Origin of the sequence: Litoribacillus peritrichatus (assembly GCF_039537985.1) — a bacterium.
GTDB classification, from domain to species: domain Bacteria; phylum Pseudomonadota; class Gammaproteobacteria; order Pseudomonadales; family Litoribrevibacteraceae; genus Litoribacillus; species Litoribacillus peritrichatus.
This window is the reverse complement of the sequence record NZ_BAABBN010000004.1, coordinates 140,826-157,530: the sequence shown is the minus strand read 5'-3', so window position 1 is coordinate 157,530 and position 16,705 is coordinate 140,826. Positions and strand designations below refer to the sequence as shown.

18 protein-coding genes and 1 tRNA gene are annotated in these 16,705 nt (G+C 44.1%); 13 read left to right on the top strand and 6 right to left on the bottom strand.

Annotated features, from left to right (window positions below; genetic code table 11):
• Positions 1-165: 165 nt before the first annotated feature.
• Entirely contained in the window at positions 166-1,350 is a 1,185-nt protein-coding gene (locus ABD744_RS01930; RefSeq protein WP_344794902.1) for a GGDEF domain-containing protein, read from the top strand.
• Between the two features lie 70 nt (positions 1,351-1,420).
• Here ABD744_RS01930 and ABD744_RS01925 read toward each other — a convergent pair whose 3' ends face one another.
• A complete protein-coding gene (locus ABD744_RS01925) occupies positions 1,421-2,089 on the bottom strand; it encodes a DUF2846 domain-containing protein (protein ID WP_344794900.1) in 669 nt (222 codons plus the stop codon).
• Positions 2,090-2,296: 207 nt separating this feature from the next.
• Here ABD744_RS01925 and ABD744_RS01920 point away from each other — a divergent pair, with 207 nt between their 5' ends.
• Entirely contained in the window at positions 2,297-3,751 is a 1,455-nt protein-coding gene (locus tag ABD744_RS01920; protein WP_344794898.1) for a hypothetical protein, read from the top strand.
• Positions 3,752-3,757: 6 nt separating this feature from the next.
• On the opposite strand, the gene ABD744_RS01915 is transcribed toward ABD744_RS01920, so the two are convergent.
• Positions 3,758-4,729, bottom strand: a complete 972-nt coding sequence (locus tag ABD744_RS01915; RefSeq protein ID WP_344794896.1) for a hypothetical protein — start codon at positions 4,727-4,729, stop codon at positions 3,758-3,760.
• Positions 4,730-4,812: 83 nt separating this feature from the next.
• On the opposite strand from ABD744_RS01915, the gene ABD744_RS01910 reads away from it, so the two are divergent.
• Positions 4,813-5,385, top strand: a complete 573-nt coding sequence (locus tag ABD744_RS01910) for a hypothetical protein (protein WP_344794894.1) — start codon at positions 4,813-4,815, stop codon at positions 5,383-5,385.
• Positions 5,386-5,443: 58 nt separating this feature from the next.
• Here ABD744_RS01910 and ABD744_RS01905 read toward each other — a convergent pair whose 3' ends face one another.
• Positions 5,444-6,340, bottom strand: coding sequence for a hypothetical protein (locus ABD744_RS01905; protein WP_344794892.1), 897 nt, complete (start codon positions 6,338-6,340; stop codon positions 5,444-5,446).
• Between the two features lie 159 nt (positions 6,341-6,499).
• Here ABD744_RS01905 and ABD744_RS01900 point away from each other — a divergent pair, with 159 nt between their 5' ends.
• The 6 genes from ABD744_RS01900 (at position 6,500) to ABD744_RS01875 (ending at position 11,243) form a co-directional block, all read left to right on the top strand.
• Entirely contained in the window at positions 6,500-7,555 is a 1,056-nt protein-coding gene (locus ABD744_RS01900) for a saccharopine dehydrogenase NADP-binding domain-containing protein (RefSeq protein ID WP_344794890.1), read from the top strand.
• Between the two features lie 134 nt (positions 7,556-7,689).
• Positions 7,690-8,271 (top strand): Fe-Mn family superoxide dismutase, encoded by a 582-nt coding sequence (locus tag ABD744_RS01895; protein WP_344794888.1) that lies wholly within the window; start codon positions 7,690-7,692, stop codon positions 8,269-8,271.
• A 165-nt stretch (positions 8,272-8,436) separates the two neighbouring features.
• Positions 8,437-9,288 carry a 6-pyruvoyl trahydropterin synthase family protein gene (locus ABD744_RS01890; protein WP_344794886.1) on the top strand — a complete coding sequence of 284 codons (852 nt, stop codon included), beginning with the start codon at positions 8,437-8,439 and terminating at the stop codon, positions 9,286-9,288.
• Between the two features lie 102 nt (positions 9,289-9,390).
• A complete protein-coding gene (cysS, locus tag ABD744_RS01885) occupies positions 9,391-10,794 on the top strand; it encodes a cysteine--tRNA ligase (protein WP_344794884.1) in 1,404 nt (467 codons plus the stop codon).
• Complete coding sequence (yidD, locus tag ABD744_RS01880; protein ID WP_344794882.1) at positions 10,766-11,053, top strand: membrane protein insertion efficiency factor YidD; 288 nt, start codon at positions 10,766-10,768, stop codon at positions 11,051-11,053. The genes cysS and yidD overlap by 29 nt, the downstream gene beginning before the upstream one ends.
• Positions 11,046-11,243 (top strand): Trm112 family protein, encoded by a 198-nt coding sequence (locus ABD744_RS01875; protein WP_344794880.1) that lies wholly within the window; start codon positions 11,046-11,048, stop codon positions 11,241-11,243. The genes yidD and ABD744_RS01875 overlap by 8 nt, the downstream gene beginning before the upstream one ends.
• Before the next feature lie 151 nt (positions 11,244-11,394).
• Here the strand turns inward: ABD744_RS01875 and ABD744_RS01870 are convergent, their stop codons facing one another.
• On the bottom strand, positions 11,395-11,550 hold the full coding sequence (locus tag ABD744_RS01870) for a hypothetical protein (RefSeq protein ID WP_344794878.1): 156 nt from the start codon (positions 11,548-11,550) through the stop codon (positions 11,395-11,397).
• 113 nt (positions 11,551-11,663) lie between these two features.
• The gene (locus ABD744_RS01865; RefSeq protein WP_344794876.1) at positions 11,664-11,873 is read right to left on the bottom strand and encodes a hypothetical protein; all 210 of its coding nucleotides are present in this window, start codon (positions 11,871-11,873) and stop codon (positions 11,664-11,666) included.
• Positions 11,874-12,017: 144 nt separating this feature from the next.
• Here ABD744_RS01865 and ABD744_RS01860 point away from each other — a divergent pair, with 144 nt between their 5' ends.
• The 4 genes from ABD744_RS01860 (at position 12,018) to ABD744_RS01845 (ending at position 13,897) form a co-directional block, all read left to right on the top strand.
• Positions 12,018-12,377, top strand: coding sequence for a CidA/LrgA family protein (locus tag ABD744_RS01860; protein WP_344794874.1), 360 nt, complete (start codon positions 12,018-12,020; stop codon positions 12,375-12,377).
• On the top strand, positions 12,377-13,102 hold the full coding sequence (locus tag ABD744_RS01855; RefSeq protein WP_344794872.1) for an LrgB family protein: 726 nt from the start codon (positions 12,377-12,379) through the stop codon (positions 13,100-13,102). Before ABD744_RS01860 ends, ABD744_RS01855 begins: the two co-directional genes overlap by 1 nt.
• A gap of 64 nt (positions 13,103-13,166) precedes the next feature.
• Positions 13,167-13,751, top strand: coding sequence for an alpha-ketoglutarate-dependent dioxygenase AlkB family protein (locus ABD744_RS01850; RefSeq protein WP_344794870.1), 585 nt, complete (start codon positions 13,167-13,169; stop codon positions 13,749-13,751).
• 69 nt (positions 13,752-13,820) lie between these two features.
• Positions 13,821-13,897 (top strand) — tRNA-Met (locus ABD744_RS01845).
• 59 nt (positions 13,898-13,956) lie between these two features.
• Here the strand turns inward: ABD744_RS01845 and ABD744_RS01840 are convergent.
• Positions 13,957-16,596 (bottom strand): ATP-binding protein, encoded by a 2,640-nt coding sequence (locus tag ABD744_RS01840; protein WP_344794868.1) that lies wholly within the window; start codon positions 16,594-16,596, stop codon positions 13,957-13,959.
• Positions 16,597-16,705: the final 109 nt, after the last annotated feature.

The following is a 16,705-nucleotide window of genomic DNA, read 5'->3' as shown; positions in this document are numbered from 1 at the left end:
CATATAAAACAACACTGTGTTCGACATATCGTAACAAAAACGAACGAATCATAAATCTCACTAACAGATCGCCGTGATAGCCTTAACTGATTCGTTAAAAGTCCGATTCATATTTGAAAGCACACCGATAAGAGAAAGTATTGAGTGATAAAGGAAGCTGTAACCTTGTCAGATGAAATACAACAAAAACAAAAAATAAGACTCAAGCGCTTGATGATGGCGGTTGCCGCCTACGTTGTCTGTGGCGCGATCGTATGGCTTTACTATTTAACCGACCAAACAGAGCAAACTCATATCACAGAAATTGCTATGGCCTCCTCGCTTTCATTGATCCTGCAAGCAGCGTTTTATCTGTTCATAAAAAGTGGTAAAAACCTACGATTTAAAGACCCTTCGCTTACCATCCAGCAAATGATTCCGGGCTTTTTGTGGGTAACCTACCTACTCTCTATTACCCAGTCCGTACGAGGGGTGGTTCTGGTTTTTTATTTTGTAATTTTAATGTTTGGTATTTTCAGGCTGACAGCTCGTCAATATTTAGCCCTGTCATTACTTGCTCTCATCGGATACGGACTAATTATTGCCAAAGACGTTGCATTGCTGGCGCCGCATTTCAACCTCACTTTAAATCTCGTTCAATGGGCAGTATTAGCCATTTTATTAATATGGTTCTCGTATTTCGGACATGAAGTCCATGAGCTGCGTAATGAGAACAAAGTGAAAAAATCTCAACTCATCCGAAAGCGCATGGAGATAGAGCGACAGAGAGATGAAATCCGTAGAACCAACAATGAATTACAAGCCGTATTATCAAAGCTAAGCACGCAGGCCACGACGGATGAACTCACAGGCCTGGCCAATCGTCGTCATTTCATTGATTGTCTACGGCCTTACCTGGAACAATCCACCCCTGAAAGTGAGTTTTCAGTGTGCTTGCTGGATTTAGACCACTTCAAACAAGTGAACGACAGATACGGCCACATCATTGGAGATTTAGTCCTCAAGCGGTTTGCCGAAACAGCACGTAAATGCTTGCGAAAAAACGACCTACTGGCTCGTTATGGCGGCGAAGAGTTTATTCTGTTTCTTCCACGTGCCGACAAATATGCGGCGATGGAATGTGCAGAGCGAATTCGTACTGAATTCGGAAAAGTAGTTTTCGACGAAATACCGGATGCCCCTTCCTTCACCCTCTCTATTGGCGTAACCCTGTATTCGTCCAAAGAAGACCATCAAAAAACAGAGAGCCTGATTGCTCGGGCAGATGCAGCCCTGTATAACGCAAAACAAAGAGGCAGGAACCAAGTTATTCTCGCAGAACCGGCCAACAACAGCCACTTTGCGGCGTAAATTAGAGTTTAAAAGGGAATGATATGGAATTTTTGCAGGCCGCTGTCGGCCTGCTCAAATTACACCTGAATTAAAATGGCCACCACCACTTGCCTTCGCCCTGACTTTTTTGTTCTTCAAGTGCAGCGTATTGTTCAGGCTCATGATATTCCATTTTATAGGTAAGAAAACGACCGCTTTGATCATCAAACATGGTCGTCAGTAAATCTCTTTTTGCTAAGGCCTCAGGAATTAAGAATAGAGCTCCATCACCCATAGGCTCTTCTTCACTGATTGCTTTATCCATCGGCGGTGCAGTCAATTCCGAATACCTTAGAAAATAAGTCTGCCCTGCTTTCAGATCCACAGTAAAGTCAGAAATGATGCGTAAACTAAAGAATGTAACGCCCTCTAACCCCAACAAAGGTCTTCGAATGACGAGATGACGCTTGCCTGGCTCCACTTCAAACCAATAATGCGCGTTGTTTTTGATACCAAACTCACGTTCATCGTCTATGTAAAAGCTGGGAGATTCAATTTCTTCTGAAGCCCACTTTGAATCAGGACGATAAATCACCAATAAGGCATTGTTCTCCATATCCACATCGGAGGGTAAGGCATATTCAGGGCCATTCACCGGATGAAGCCAAGATCCCGGGATACTTTTCCCTAAAGATTGGTAGATACGGCAACCACCCAAATTAAGGGCAACGACAGAAATTAAGATAAGGGTCAGTGCTTTTGATATTTTTGAAGGCATAACTCAATCCAAGTTACAGACTTTTATTGTTATTTTGTAACGGAAACTATAACAACTAAAACCAACTAAAAGAATGGTATTGAGCAAGTTTATGGAGCTTGTTCACATTTTACCGCCAATATCGCGAATTTTGGTTGAGATTCGTACAGAATTTATTAACATTACTTAACAATTAACAATAAAAATAATCTCATCTTAGGCATGGATATGAAATTTCTAACCAAAGAAATTTATCAGACAACGGCATTGTCAATCATTCTTGGGCTATCAGCCACCAGCAGTTACGGTGCAGACGGCAAATCAAAGTTAACTGCAGAAAAACAGGCAGAGCTTAATAAACTGATTGCAGAAGCCGTCAAAGAAGCAGGCATTGAACTTGATGACGAAGAACTGACCATTGTAATTGTAAAAAAGCCTGGCAGTGACGACAGTGAACCCTCCTCCGAAGAAGAAGTCTCAGCCCAAGTCATTGGAGAAGTATCCACCGAAGGTACCAATCAGTCCAGCGACTCAAGTACTCAAGACGCCGGCCTAAATGAAAGTGACACCGATAATCAGTTCGCTTCCCAACCTAAAATACAAGAAAAAACTGAAGCCGAAGCTCTGGTCGAAAATACCTCCAAGGTACAGCCTGCCGACAACCAAAAACCATCAGAATCCAAAGAAGGTCTGGCGGCACAGTCCTCAGCACCTCAAACAGGCGATCAACACCAGACTGAAACCCAGCAAAACAATGAACAAGCGCAACCCGTGGTTGTCGTGCAAGACAGCAAACCGGTCGTTGCCGAGCAGCCTCTTAACCCTGGACAGAAATCATCCGCCGAGCTTACAGCTCAGCCACAAACAATAGCTAATTCAGAACTCAGCACGCCAGAGCCTAAAGCGATTGCGGAAAACCCAACAGAAATAGAACAGCAACTTAGCCAGGAAACAACACTACAGCCTGCGCCTGAAGTAAATCATGAGAACAACCCTGTCATTGACGACAGTCTGCTTTCAGAAGAGTCTATATCGGTCATAGAAAAAAATGATCCGGAAGCAACCGCCGTACTTCAACAGAAAGAAATAGAAAGAGAACAAATTGTAGAGTCTGCAGACCAAACTCAACAATCCGAAAATGCCAGTGACGCTTTGGAGCAGGTTCCGGAAGAGTATTACGGTGACTACATCCCTCCAAACCGGCAAGTTGATTCTTACTACAGCTCGGACATCGTTGAAGCGATTCAAAAAGCCGACAATCAGCAACCTTCCCCACTAACGGGCAATATCGGTTTATCAGCTCTGGAAGCCGACGAGATGTCTGATCTTGTTGTGTTAGGTGCTCTTGATGCAACTGCCGCTGGTGGCGTAAGTACCACAACATTAAAAACAGCAGACATAATTGCGGACACCAGTGTTCTTGAAGATATTGAAAGAAATGACGACGAAGACACCGAAGGTCTGACCGATATTATTGACCAGGAAGATCTGAACGAAAGAATTCGTGAAACCTTAGAACTGCTCAGTACATCTCACAACCGAGGCAGCTCTTCAAGTCTGAATAACATTGGTGCCGTTAACGCTTCTGGGGTGAGAGTGAACGCCAACATATCTTCTCGCGTAACCAATAACTCAGTTTCCAGCATTTCTCAAAGTAATCTGAACAACACCAATTTCAGATAATGTTTCTCAAGTAAGGCGCTCAGAGGCCCGATCATAACGAATGGATCGGGCTTTCTCTCCTATTTTCAAAACCATCAGATCCCCGGTCAACCCCTCCCATCCGGCATCATCTTTGTGTTTCAGCACCATTTCCGAAATAAAAGCGCTGATATCTCTAAGCACAGTCTCAAACAGGAACGAGGTCGTCTGGCATTCAGGCATTACCAATAATAAATCCCGCTCTGCTTCAGCCAACGCCTTAAACAGCGTATTCAGCTGCTCCACAATAAGATTATTTTCTTGCTTCAATTCACCAGAAATAATTAGCAGCCTGGAAACATAACCAAGCAACGAAGCAGATACATAAAAGTCTTCAACAACCCTGAAAGGCTTCACATAAAGGTCATAACCATCGCCAGGCAATAAACCCTGATCAGCTACGTGCACGCGATCAAACACCGACCTGGCTTTTTTAAGATCTTTAAAAACCGGCATACCATCAAATTCGGTCAGTTGAACCCCCTTAGCCTGGCAGGGAATTAAGGCCACCTTACACTCCGGTTTTTGTTCGTTCTGATTTTCATTAGGGGTCACTTTCAGGCTGGTCATTTTCAGGTTGGCCGCTACGAGCAACGCCTCGATCTGATCATCCGCCGTCACAAAATCTTTAGCTCCCTGTAACTCCAACAGCGCATCAGGCCCCTGCTTATTCAGCGAAGTTTGCCAATGCTTGGGAACCGGGCTTTTTTTCTCATTGACAACAAATGAAGCAAGCTGACCTTCAAGAACATGTCCGAAGAGCTTCTGAATCGCCACCTGATACCCCAACCAAAACGAAGCAGAAGAAGAAGCACTGGCAGCACTTGAAACCAACACTTCGAGGCTGTCGAGCAAGCTTGCCGACCGGGACGTTTCAAGGCATGTTCTTATGTAGAGACTCTGATCTGAAACAGATCGATACTCATGGACTTTAGATTTCAGAGCTGTCCATACTTCCATTTTTAGTCTTCCCCCGCCTTTATTGTCATCTTTTTGAAACACACCGGTCTTAGCCTATTAGGCAATTGAAATAGGAGACTAATATGAAATCACTAAAAATTGCATTATTAACCACATCGATTGCATTCACCGCAGCCTGCCAAACTACGCCAGAGAGTACGTCAGACAATCAAACGACTGCTCAAATCCAACAAGAAGATAAGCGAAACGGCCAGCTGTTTGAAGTACACAAAGATAACAGAATTTACACCTTCTATGATTTTAAATTGTACCAGGATTTTCTGAAACACGGCCACACAGCCTACATGTACACTCGAATTGGTGCAGGCCCGAACGGCGAAACAATGGTTTTCGGGCTGACCAAGCAAGACAAGAAAAAACGTGAAGGTATTCCTAGCGTGGAGTTGTTGGACGGAAAGCTTGCACCAGCTGAAAACTTCTATGCAGAAATGAACCTACATGGCCGTACATTTGTGTTCAGCGAACTGGAAGATATGAAAGCCGTTCGTAAAACAGGCGAAGCTGCGTATCGTCACGCTAAAATTGGCTACGGAGCCAATGGTGAAACGGTTGTTTTTGTCCTCAACAAAAGTAACAAGAAAAAGTACCCTGAATCCCTTGTTACCAAGTTCGACCGTTTAAATAAAAAGTCCTAATTTCTGATCTTAAGAAAGGTAGCTGAGTCAAGTTCTCAGCTACCCAAATGAACCCGCTTTACTTTGTCTCAGCTTTTTGAAGCTCATTCACCCGGTTTGAAAGTTTAACCAATTCAGCATTCACCCGACTTCTGTTTTTATCGATCGAATCAATCAGACCAGACAGTTTATCCACTCGTTTCTTCAGCGATTCATCATTCAACTGAATCTGAATATCCGTTATAGATCTTAACAGCTCGTCATTCAGTTCCTTGATTTTCTTGGATTGAGCAACCGAATCAGCCCGATGGCTTTCAAGTGTTGACGAAATGGGTTTCATTTTTTCAGATAAGGAAGCCAGTTTCTGTTCAGACTTACTCTGGATTTCTTTCAGGCTATTCTGGCTTTCTCTGAGTTTTGCAATGGAGCCTTTAAAGTCCATACTTCCCAACTGCTTTGACAAAGCGGTCAGTTGCGCTTCCGCCTCTTTTATTTGAGAAGCCAGGCTCTTACTTTCTTTCTGAAGCTGATTTGCAGTACTTTTTAATGAGGTTAACGCCGTTTTGTTCGCTTTAATTGCTTTTCTATTGGTGTCATAACTGACGCCCCAAAGCTTACGAATTTCAGAACCGTGCTCCTTTAATGTCGCACGAACAGCCGCATCAGAACTGGACATAGTATCATTCGACAAATCCAGTTTACCTTCCAGTGTTTTAACTCTTTGAGATAACAGCTCAAACTGCTGAGTGACACGATCAAACTGTCCGTAAACCTGATTAAACTGACCGGCAACCCAATACCCCATAGCCCCCAGCAATAGGGCCAAAGCCAGTGTGATAATAATCAGCCCGGTATTATTCCCGCCGGACGACGCAGGCGCTTTATTCCCTTTCTTTTTACTTGAGCGATCTGAAGGCGCGTTGTTTTGCCAATCGTCCCTTTCAGCCTTTAAATCCAATAAATCATCGTGAGCCATTAACTATTTCCTATTGTTAGGCTAAATGCTTAAAGTTTATTATCAACGTATAATGCCGGGACAAGTATACCGAGTTTAAAAAATATCTTCCTCTCGAAATCAACCTGAAAACTGTGGTATTCATACTCTTTTATTAAGCCCTCATTTTCGGAATCATCAATGACAAAAACCATCGAAATAATTGTCTATGGCGCTTATGGGCAAATAGGCCAAGCAGTTATTAACGAACTGGTTAACAAAGGGGTCGCACCACTTTTAGCAGGAAGAGATGAAAAAAAACTGATCGCTTTGGCCAGCAGAACGAACCTTCCCTACCTATGTTTCAACCTTATTAACAACCGAACCATCGAGAAACACCTCCAATCCACAGAACTGTTTCTGAACTGCGCCGGGTCATTAGTTGACAACCCTGAACCTGCTGTACGAGCGGCCATCGCCCAAAACTGCCACTACCTGGACGTAGGAGGTCAATTCAGCACGCTTTCCAATCTTCAGGCACTTAAACCACTTGCAAGCCAAAACCACTCAGTAATTTGCGCCGGCATAGGTGCCGAGTGTATACCCGGTGAATGTTTGGCAGGCAGTATCAAACACAATCTAACGTCATTGGCGTCTCTTGAGGTTGCCTACGACATCGATCACAAGTTTTCGTCGGGTAGCATCAAGTCAACCATACAACGCCTCACCAGAGGCAACATAGAAATTCACAACGGCCATCCCAATGCTGCGCCCTATACAATTGGAGCGCGTCAAGTACTGTTCAGAAACAGAAAAAAACGTGTCAGCCAAGTTCCTACGGGCGACTTGATTGCGATCAACAGCAGTACAGGCTGCCCGAATGTAAAAAGCTACTTTGCAACCTCAAAACAGTTTATTCCCCTCCTGCAACTATTAAACTGGCTTCCCGGCATATTCAGAACCCAACCCCTTTTTAAAGCCATCGACCGCTTGTTCCTCAACTCAACTTATAAAGCATCCTCTCAAAGCCATTTCTGGGCGAGGGGAACATCAGAAAATGGCAGAACCATGACCGCCAGGGTTTCTACTCCGGACATTTATCGGTTTACTGTGGATGCCGCCGTTCATATTGCGCTGTATTTGCTAAAGCACGAAAGAAGCGGTGGAGTTTATACGCCCGCTCAATTGATGACCTGGAAATTGATCGAAAACCTGCCTAACTGCGGTAAGATCACTTTTGGCGATATGAATGAATAAAAACCACACTTTTTTCATGAATAGATTAGAATTTTAAACGGTGGTACTATCGCCACCACATATGCCGGAGACCACCACAACTACACAACGGCTCAATGGCACTTTTAAACCGTGACTTGATATGGAGAGTTAAAATGGCTTTTGAATTGCCTGCTTTACCTTATGAAATTAATGCATTGGAACCACATATTTCTCAGGAAACACTTGAGTTCCATCATGGCAAACACCACAACACATACGTTCAGAAGCTAAACGGTCTTGTTGAAGGGACTGATCTAGCGAACAAAACTCTTGAAGAAATCATCAAGACTTCTGAAGGCGGCGTATTTAACAACGCAGCACAAATCTGGAACCACACTTTCTACTGGAACAGCCTATCACCAAACGGTGGCGGCCAACCAACAGGTGCGTTGGCAGATGCAATCAATGCAGCATTCGGTTCTTTTGAAGAGTTCCAGGCGAAGTTTAACGACAAAGCAGTCAACAACTTCGGTTCAAGCTGGACTTGGTTGGTGAAAAAAGCGGACGGATCTTTAGACATCGTAAACACGTCTAATGCGGGTACGCCAATCACTGAAGAAGGCGTGACACCACTGATCACTGTCGACCTTTGGGAACACGCTTACTACATTGACTACCGCAATGTACGTCCAGAATACTTGAAAGGTTTCTGGGCATTGGTTAACTGGGACTTCGCTGCTCAAAATTTCGCATAATTTAGCGGCCCGGTTCAGAAAAAAGACGCTTACGGGCGTCTTTTTTTATGCCAAAACCACTGTAAACCGACTAAGATCTAATCTCGACAAGTGATGAAACAGAATACAAAACCTGTCGATTACGGTATGATTACCAACCTTTTTTCTGCGTGTGTTGTTTAAAGAATGAAAACCCTTTTTGTTGACCAACTGACTGTCATTGATTTCTCGTATCTTAATAGCTCAAGAGGCCTATTAGGAGAAAGCTGGCTGGTTGATTGTGAGTTATCCGGCGAATTAAATGACGAAGGTATGTTGTTTGATTTTGGCCATGTAAAAAAATTCATCAAAGAATTTATTGATACCTACGCAGACCATAAGCTCATCATTGCCACCCAAACAGACAATTTAACCATTTCGGACCTCGGGGACGGACAAACTGAAATTGAATGGCAAAACGGTCAGCGCTACTTATCCACCAGCGCACCTGAAGATGCCTTTTTATTTTTAGAAGATAAAGAAGTCACCACCGAATCACTGACTGAGCTGCTTGAAACCTGGATTAAAACGCTGCTTCCGGAAAATGTAAAAGGTATTAAGCTGCACCTGTATTGCGAAAACCTGGCGGGATCGTTCTATCACTACAGCCACGGTTTGAAAAAACACGAAGGAAACTGCCAGCGAATCGCCCACGGACACAGATCGCCCATTGAGATCTATGAAAACCAACAAAGAAGCGCTGAGTTAGAACAAGTTTGGGCTGAAAAATTTAAAGATATTTACATCGGTACCCGTGAAGACATTGCTGCCACAACCAGCAAGAATCAGGTCTCATGCACCAAGTTCAGCTATCAGGCTCCTCAGGGGCACTTTGAACTGTCGATCAATTCAGACCAGGTGTACCTGATTGACACTGACTCAACGGTAGAGTGGATTGCCGACCACATCGCACAACAGCTGAAAAAAGAAACACCGTCGAACACCTATAAGGTCAAAGCGTTTGAGGGCTATCGGAAAGGCGCCATTGCTGAATACTAATCCACGATCAGTAACGGCCAAACTTCAAGCTCATCGCTTGAACTCTTAATTGGCTTCGCTATCATAGCGGCCAGATGAATATATTCAGGAAACAAAAAACAAATGACGCTTTCGGTATACAACACGCTGACTCAAAAGAAAGAAGCATTCACTCCAAGCAACCCAGACCATATTAAAATGTATGTCTGTGGCCCCACTGTGTATAACTACATACACATTGGTAATGCTCGCCCGGCGGTTGTCTTCGATACGCTGTATCGAGTGCTTCAGCATCACTACCCGAAAGTGACCTACGCACGCAACATCACGGACGTAGATGATAAAATCAATAAAGCAGCACAAGAACAAAACGTCGATATTCGTGTCATCAGTGACAAATTTGCCCAAGCCTATCGCGATGACATCAACCAATTGAATGTACTGACGCCTGACATTGAACCAAGAGCCACCGAGAACATCGATCAAATGATCGACATGATCGAGCGACTGATAGAAAAAGGCTTTGCTTACGCCGCTGAAGGCCATGTACTGTTTAACGTGAAAGCCTATGAGCAATACGGTGAGCTTTCCAAACGTTCACTGGACGACATGCTCGCCGGTGCGCGGGTTGAAGTAGCACCTTACAAGCAATACGCCGGTGACTTTGTGCTTTGGAAGCCCTCTTCTGATGAACAGCCAGGATGGGACAGCCCATGGGGCAATGGCCGACCTGGCTGGCACATTGAGTGTTCAGCAATGATCGAACGCCACCTTGGCACCACCATTGATATTCATGGTGGCGGTCAGGATTTGACTTTCCCTCATCATGAAAACGAAATAGCACAAAGCACCTGTGCCCATGACGGTGAAACTTACGTAAAATATTGGATGCATAACGGCTACATCACCATCCAGAACAAAGAAAGTAACAGCCAGGAAAAAATGTCCAAGTCGCTCGGTAACTTCATCACCGTTCGAGAGTTACTTGAAGAAATTCCGGGGGAAGTGGTTCGTTTTGCGCTGTTATCTGCCCACTATCGTTCACAACTGAATTGGTCCATTGACCTGATTGAGCAGGCCTACACTGCGCTGGATCGTTTATACACAGCGCTAAGAGACATACCGGCCTCCACTTCAATTGAATCCGCTGAACTGCCTCAAGCGTTCATTGATGCACTCAACGATGACCTGAACACCCCAATGGCCATTGCGGAATTGCACAACCTAGCAAAACAAATTAACAAAACTGAATCAGCAGAAGAAAAATCCCTGGTTGCGGCACAATTAAGAAAGTCGGCCTCGCTGCTTGGATTACTTTCTCACGATGCTGAAAATTGGTTTAAATCACGGGGTAACCAATCTGAAGGCGGCCTGAGCGATGACGCCATTGAAGCGCTGATTCAAGAACGAATTGAAGCAAAGAAAAACAAAGATTTTGCCCGATCCGATCAGATTCGCGACGACCTGAAAGCCCAAGGTATTGAGCTGGAAGACACTCGTGAAGGCACACGTTGGCAACGTGCGTAACTGGATCAGTAAGTTATTCATCGGGCTTATCACCGTCTATCAGTGGTGCATAAGCCCTCTGTTGGGTAACAATTGCCGCTTTTACCCCAGCTGCTCAGAATATACGATCATTGCTCTAAAAAAGCACGGCGTATTGAAAGGAAGCTGGCTTGCTGTAAAACGAATAAGTCGTTGTCACCCATGGAGTGACGGTGGCTTTGATTATGTGCCCGGCACAGAACAAGACTGCTGTAACAGACAGGATTCTAAACATGATTGATAAACAACTACTTGCCATGCTGGTCTGCCCGGTTAGCCAAGGACAACTTAGCTACCACCAATTAACGGAAGAGCTTTGGTGCAAAAAAAGCAAACTGGCTTACCCAATCAAAGACGACATTCCGGTCATGCTGGAGCACGAGGCTCGTGAGTTGACGCTCGAAGAATACGAAAGCATCAAAGACAGTTAAGCGCTGGCTTTTTGTCGTCACACTAAAAAGGCCTTAATCTTACAAGGCCTTTTTTAATACAATTAAATTATATAGTTAGCGAAGCCGAAGCCCATTGCCAAAAATACGCCGGAACCGATATCAGCCAATGAGCCTGACACCAGATACGGTACTATGCGTGGTGGGTTTTATCCTGTCGGCGGGCTTTCTTTTCAGACCGTTTAAACACTCTTGAGCAATAGTCAGCCCACTGGCCTCTGAGTACCATCCCACAGACAGCCATAAAAAGAACAATAGCGACCAACGCCAGTACAACTTCGTAATCCATATACACCTCTACTAACAACTTCCAATATTAGATAGGTCAATCATAGATCAATCGTTAGCCAAAATCCTACAAAAAAAGCGACAACAGCTGGCGCTTTTTAAGAAGTTGGCGACTTAGTTTCCGGTCAATTGTGCGATAACTTCCGCTCGCTGTTTAATCATTAAATCGATTCGTTCAACCTCCAGCTCGTCATGACCGCTCGCATACAAATCAACCATGTGCTGTGCCATTAAAGCAATTTCATTTGAAAGCTTCTTAAGCACTTGAGTTTTAAGAAAAACTTCATTTCCTACACGAACGTGTTTTAAATCCAAACGCGACATTATGACGACTCCCCAAAAAACTAACTGCTGTAAGAGCATTTATTAAATACATTAAGTGTCCATACTTAATTAGAACGGTTAAAATCCTGTGATAATTATTGACCTCAAAGAAAATCATCGTTCCGACTATAAAACAGTAAAGCTATGTTACTTGGTATTTCAATTCTGTTCTTTTTCTATATTTTAGGTGAACTTGTCGTCTATTTCCTGGCCAGTCCTATTCCCGGGTCTGTGGCTGGCATGTTATTGCTGTTCATTGCCCTGACTCTAAAAGGAAAAGCTCCGCCGTCTTTGATTACAACCAGTGAGAAAATACTGATGTACTTACCGCTGCTTTTAGTTCCTGCCGGAGTTGGTGTGATGCAATACCTGGAACTCATTAAAGGCCAGGCCATTGCTATTGCCTGTGCGTTGCTGGTGGGAACAGCCTTTACAATGATTTTCATTTCACTGTTCACTCGTCTGTTCTTTAAAAGTCAAACGCGTAAGGACATTCAAAAATAATGGCCGATTTATACACATGGCTCCAAAACAATGCCGCCGTTAGCTTATTCATCACCCTGATATTCTATTACTTGTGTTTAGCGTTATATCGCCGATTTAATCACACAGCTCTCCTACAGCCGGTCATGACAAGTATCGTCGCAATCATCACAACCTTAACCTTGCTTGAAATTCCCTACGAAACCTATTTTAAATACAACTACCCGATTCATCTGCTTTTAGGCCCTGCCACTGTTGCTTTGGCCATCCCGCTTTTTAAAAACAGAGAACGCATAAAACAACTGGCAGTACCTTTATTTCTGGCGGTCATCATTGGCGGCAGCGTGGCTGTATTTGCTTCTGTTTTGATTGCCTGGAGCTTTGATGCCAGCCACGATGTATTGTTGTCTTTGACACCAAAGTCGGTAACCACGCCAATTGCCCTGAGTGTTTCAGAAAGTATTGGTGCCATCCCTTCTTTAACGGCCGCGTTCGTATTAATTACCGGAGTCATTGGTGCCGTTATTGCCGAACCTTTGTTCAAGCTGATCGGAGAGCATGACGATGGAATCAAAGGAATGAGCATAGGCATTGCAGCTCATGGAGTAGGCACCGCCAAAGCACTTGAAATCAGCCCCCAATGCGGCGCCTTCTCAGCCCTGTCTATGGGCCTTACCGGAGCATACACCGCCCTTGTTTTGCCTTACGCAGTTGATATATTAAGATCCCAAGGGCTCATCCCTTGAGCCATTAACAATGGCGAAATCGACCAAATGGCCCTCAACAGACACACAATCAAAAAAGTTCAGTATGTTTTGTCAACGGATTCAGCTAGAGCACTGTAATTTGGATTACTATCGCCATTTCCTGGAAGATAGTCTGGCAGATGATCTATTTGAGATTTTTCTTGAAACACTGGACTGGCAACAAGAAAACATCATGATTTTTGGCAAGCAGATTCCTTCGCCCAGATTACAATGTTTCTACGGTGAGCCCAATGTCTCATATCGGTACTCAGGACGAACCTTTCACGCCAAAAAATGGGGTAAAGAACTGTCCTGGTTAAATGCCAAAGTCAGCCAGTTTTGTAATATTCCCTTTAATGGTGTGTTATGCAACCTCTATCGAGATGGCTGCGACGCCATGGGTTGGCACAGTGACAATGAAAAAGAACTGGGAGAGAACCCGATCATCACTTCGGTCTCTTTCGGCCAACCACGAATGTTTGCCGTTCGAAAGAATACAGAAACGAAACAGATGTTTTCTTTACCCCTGGCTCATAACTCTGCTTTGGTCATGAATGAAGGCTGCCAAAGTCATTTACAACACTCGATACCCAAATCAAAAAAGCCACTCAAAGCACGAATTAATTTAACTTTTCGTCACTTCCAATAAAGATTGTCCAATTAATTCAGTTTTCCATTGACACCACATAAGATATGCCTATAATAGCGCCCACAATGACGCGGGGTGGAGCAGCCTGGTAGCTCGTCGGGCTCATAACCCGAAGGTCGTCGGTTCAAATCCGGCCCCCGCAACCAGATTTTAATAAAAAAGCCGAGAATTTATTCTCGGCTTTTTTATGTCTGTAAACATCCTATTACTCAATTTTTAAAGCCAGCTCTTCCAGCAAGGTTCCTGCCTTTTGGTAATCAAACGCCATTAACGAGTGCTCTATTCCGTTTGCAATATGGTCAAGATTTAATTGACCAGACAAGGCTTTAAGGCGGCCTAAGTCCTCATTATCTATCATAAAGTTATTCGCTACTTGTTCATGTAACGCCTTACATACCGGCATTAATTCAACTTTAATTTCATTATCAGACACAGAACTGGATTCACCCCCAACCTTAGTTTCTTCCTGCATGGCGGACAAAAACACTTCAAGCTCACCTGCTTCTCTTTGCGCCACCGAAAACAACGAGCGAATATGTTCTTTGATGATGTTCGTTATTCCTTTCTCTCTTAATGCCGACTCAACATCCTTCGCAATATTATGCAGATAATCGTTACACAGATTACCAGCAACCCCTTTTAACGCATGCACCCGCCCTATTAACTCTTGGGTCAACTGCTCAAGGCTTGTTGAAACATCATAGGCAACATCGTCCAAAAGCGACTCAATGACTTTTTCCGATTCAATGTAGTCTTTATAAAACATAAGCAGAAGTTTCAGAATAGTGGCCTCATTTCCACCCACCTTTTCAGTTAGCTCTTGCAGATTAAAATGCGCCACCCTTTTAACAGGGTCAGCGCTCTCCTCCTTGTCAGTGTTTAGATTCACATGTTCAATGATGTCCTTACTCTTCATCACCTGATCATGACCCACCACCCCCTCAGACTCATCTCGATCTGATTGTTCAATAGTGGCTTCATCCCAAATCTTACCTGCAGAGGGCTCCTCTGAAATTAGCGGGATAATCAAACTGAATGTGCTGCCTTCACCCTCTTTGCTGACCACTTCGATTGAACCGTCCATTAAGCGAGCCAGCTTTTGACACAATGCCAACCCCAGCCCGGTTCCACCGTATTGACGGGTCATGGAGCTGTCCAATTGAGCAAAACTGTCAAACAAGCCAGCAATATTGGCTTCCTTGATGCCAATACCGGTATCTTTCACCTTAAAAATAACTTTTTCAGCCAGATCAGAAGACGTGTCTATGGCTACCGATAAGACGACCTCCCCCTCGGGCGTAAACTTAATGGCATTGTCCAACAAATTCACCAAAACCTGCTTAGCCCTTGAAGCATCGCCAATAATAAAGTCCGGTAAATCATCCTCTGCAACAAAGTGATAGTTCAACAGCTTTTCGCCAGCCTGTTTGTTCGCAAACAGATTAAGCTGCTCTATGATTTCCATTAAATTAAACGGCGCATGCTCAATCAGCATTTTGCCACTGTCGATTCTGGAATAATCCAAAACGTCATTGATCATATGCATCAGGACATCCGAGGACTTTTCAATATTATTCAAGAATCTGAACAGTCGCTCATCTTTGCAATGATTCATCGCCAACTGAGTCATGCCTAAAATCCCGTTCATCGGCGTCCGTATTTCATGGCTGATATTGGCTAAAAAATCACTTTTGGCCTGGTTAGCAACTTCGGCCCGTTTAATCGCCTGGTTAAGCTGAACGTTGGTTTCTGTAATCGCTTTCGTTCGCTCATCAACGCGCTTTTCAAGATCCCGATTTAAGTTCTGTAAATCATTTTGAACCGACTTCATATCGGTAATGTCGAGGTAAACGATCACCGCCGCTATTATTTGATTCTGACCATCCATAACGGGCGCAGCATTCGCGATAGTCCAGCAATACGACTTGTCCGGGTAAACAATTTTTATTTCCTTATTGATTGTGTGTTCGCCCTGTTTGGCCGCTTTCATCAACGGGGACTCATCACCGACCAAAGGCCTGTCTTTTTCGTCCAATATCAAACAGTGATCTTCCTGGCCTCCCACATACTGAGAGTGTGACAACTGACGAATACGGCGGGCGGACTCATTTATCAAGCGAATGCGCCCGTCAGGTGCATCGACGATGATTATTCCCACCGGAGAATTCACTAATGCCGCTTCCAACAGTGCACTAACGCGTTTCAATTCTTGCTCTGCAGCTTTGCGATCACTGATATCACGTAAAATGGTCAATAAGCACATTTCACCATCCAGATTAATCAGGCTGGAGGACATTTCGCAATTCAAGGTGTCTCCATCATTGGTGATGAGTCCCATTTCCCAACTATTGACTTCCCCGTGCTCGACAACGTGCCTAAGCAGTACATCCCTTCGCATCAGGTCTTGCCATAAATCCAGCTCCAGGGTGGTTTTCCCAATGGCTTCCTGCTGAGGGTATCCAAGCAAACGTTCAAAACCTTCATTAACGTCCAGTATTTTCATGTCAGAATAACGGACTATGAGAACCGCATCCGGACTGGCATGAAATGCCAGAGCATACTTCTCCTCAGATCGCTTAAAACTTTTTTCTGAGGCCTCCAGTCGGTCAACAGCCAACGAGAGTTCATGATTACGCCTGAGTGATTTTAATAAAAAAACCACCAGAACAATCAGAGCAGAGATAAGAATAAAAATTAACGACACACTGGCTGAAGTAGGTAACAGGGAATGTTCAAGATCTGCGTGCGCCCTAACGGAGCAGCAAGATAACAAAGTCAAAGTCGATAATTGTTTCAGTAAACAGGTTGGTCTGGGTTTCACAGCATTATTTGCACTGGCAAGCATCTCGGTTCCTTTCCTTCCTGCCGATCCTAACAATTTACAGTCGTTCATCCACAGTTTAGACAAAGATCCAAGCAAACAAACATTTAACTGACATTCTTGAATAACTTTC

What these genes read in the sequence shown, in the direction of transcription:
- ABD744_RS01925 (WP_344794900.1), bottom strand. Translation starts at nt 2,089, where the DNA reads ATGCCTTCAAAAATATCAAAAGCACTGACCCTTATCTTAATTTCTGTC.
- ABD744_RS01920 (WP_344794898.1), top strand. Translation starts at nt 2,297, where the DNA reads ATGAAATTTCTAACCAAAGAAATTTATCAGACAACGGCATTGTCAATC.
- ABD744_RS01915 (WP_344794896.1), bottom strand. Translation starts at nt 4,729, where the DNA reads ATGGAAGTATGGACAGCTCTGAAATCTAAAGTCCATGAGTATCGATCT.
- ABD744_RS01910 (WP_344794894.1), top strand. Translation starts at nt 4,813, where the DNA reads ATGAAATCACTAAAAATTGCATTATTAACCACATCGATTGCATTCACC.
- ABD744_RS01905 (WP_344794892.1), bottom strand. Translation starts at nt 6,340, where the DNA reads ATGGCTCACGATGATTTATTGGATTTAAAGGCTGAAAGGGACGATTGG.
- ABD744_RS01900 (WP_344794890.1), top strand. Translation starts at nt 6,500, where the DNA reads ATGACAAAAACCATCGAAATAATTGTCTATGGCGCTTATGGGCAAATA.
- ABD744_RS01895 (WP_344794888.1), top strand. Translation starts at nt 7,690, where the DNA reads ATGGCTTTTGAATTGCCTGCTTTACCTTATGAAATTAATGCATTGGAA.
- ABD744_RS01890 (WP_344794886.1), top strand. Translation starts at nt 8,437, where the DNA reads ATGAAAACCCTTTTTGTTGACCAACTGACTGTCATTGATTTCTCGTAT.
- cysS (WP_344794884.1), top strand. Translation starts at nt 9,391, where the DNA reads ATGACGCTTTCGGTATACAACACGCTGACTCAAAAGAAAGAAGCATTC.
- ABD744_RS01875 (WP_344794880.1), top strand. Translation starts at nt 11,046, where the DNA reads ATGATTGATAAACAACTACTTGCCATGCTGGTCTGCCCGGTTAGCCAA.
- ABD744_RS01870 (WP_344794878.1), bottom strand. Translation starts at nt 11,550, where the DNA reads ATGGATTACGAAGTTGTACTGGCGTTGGTCGCTATTGTTCTTTTTATG.
- ABD744_RS01865 (WP_344794876.1), bottom strand. Translation starts at nt 11,873, where the DNA reads ATGTCGCGTTTGGATTTAAAACACGTTCGTGTAGGAAATGAAGTTTTT.
- ABD744_RS01860 (WP_344794874.1), top strand. Translation starts at nt 12,018, where the DNA reads ATGTTACTTGGTATTTCAATTCTGTTCTTTTTCTATATTTTAGGTGAA.
- ABD744_RS01855 (WP_344794872.1), top strand. Translation starts at nt 12,377, where the DNA reads ATGGCCGATTTATACACATGGCTCCAAAACAATGCCGCCGTTAGCTTA.
- ABD744_RS01850 (WP_344794870.1), top strand. Translation starts at nt 13,167, where the DNA reads ATGTTTTGTCAACGGATTCAGCTAGAGCACTGTAATTTGGATTACTAT.
- ABD744_RS01840 (WP_344794868.1), bottom strand. Translation starts at nt 16,596, where the DNA reads ATGCTTGCCAGTGCAAATAATGCTGTGAAACCCAGACCAACCTGTTTA.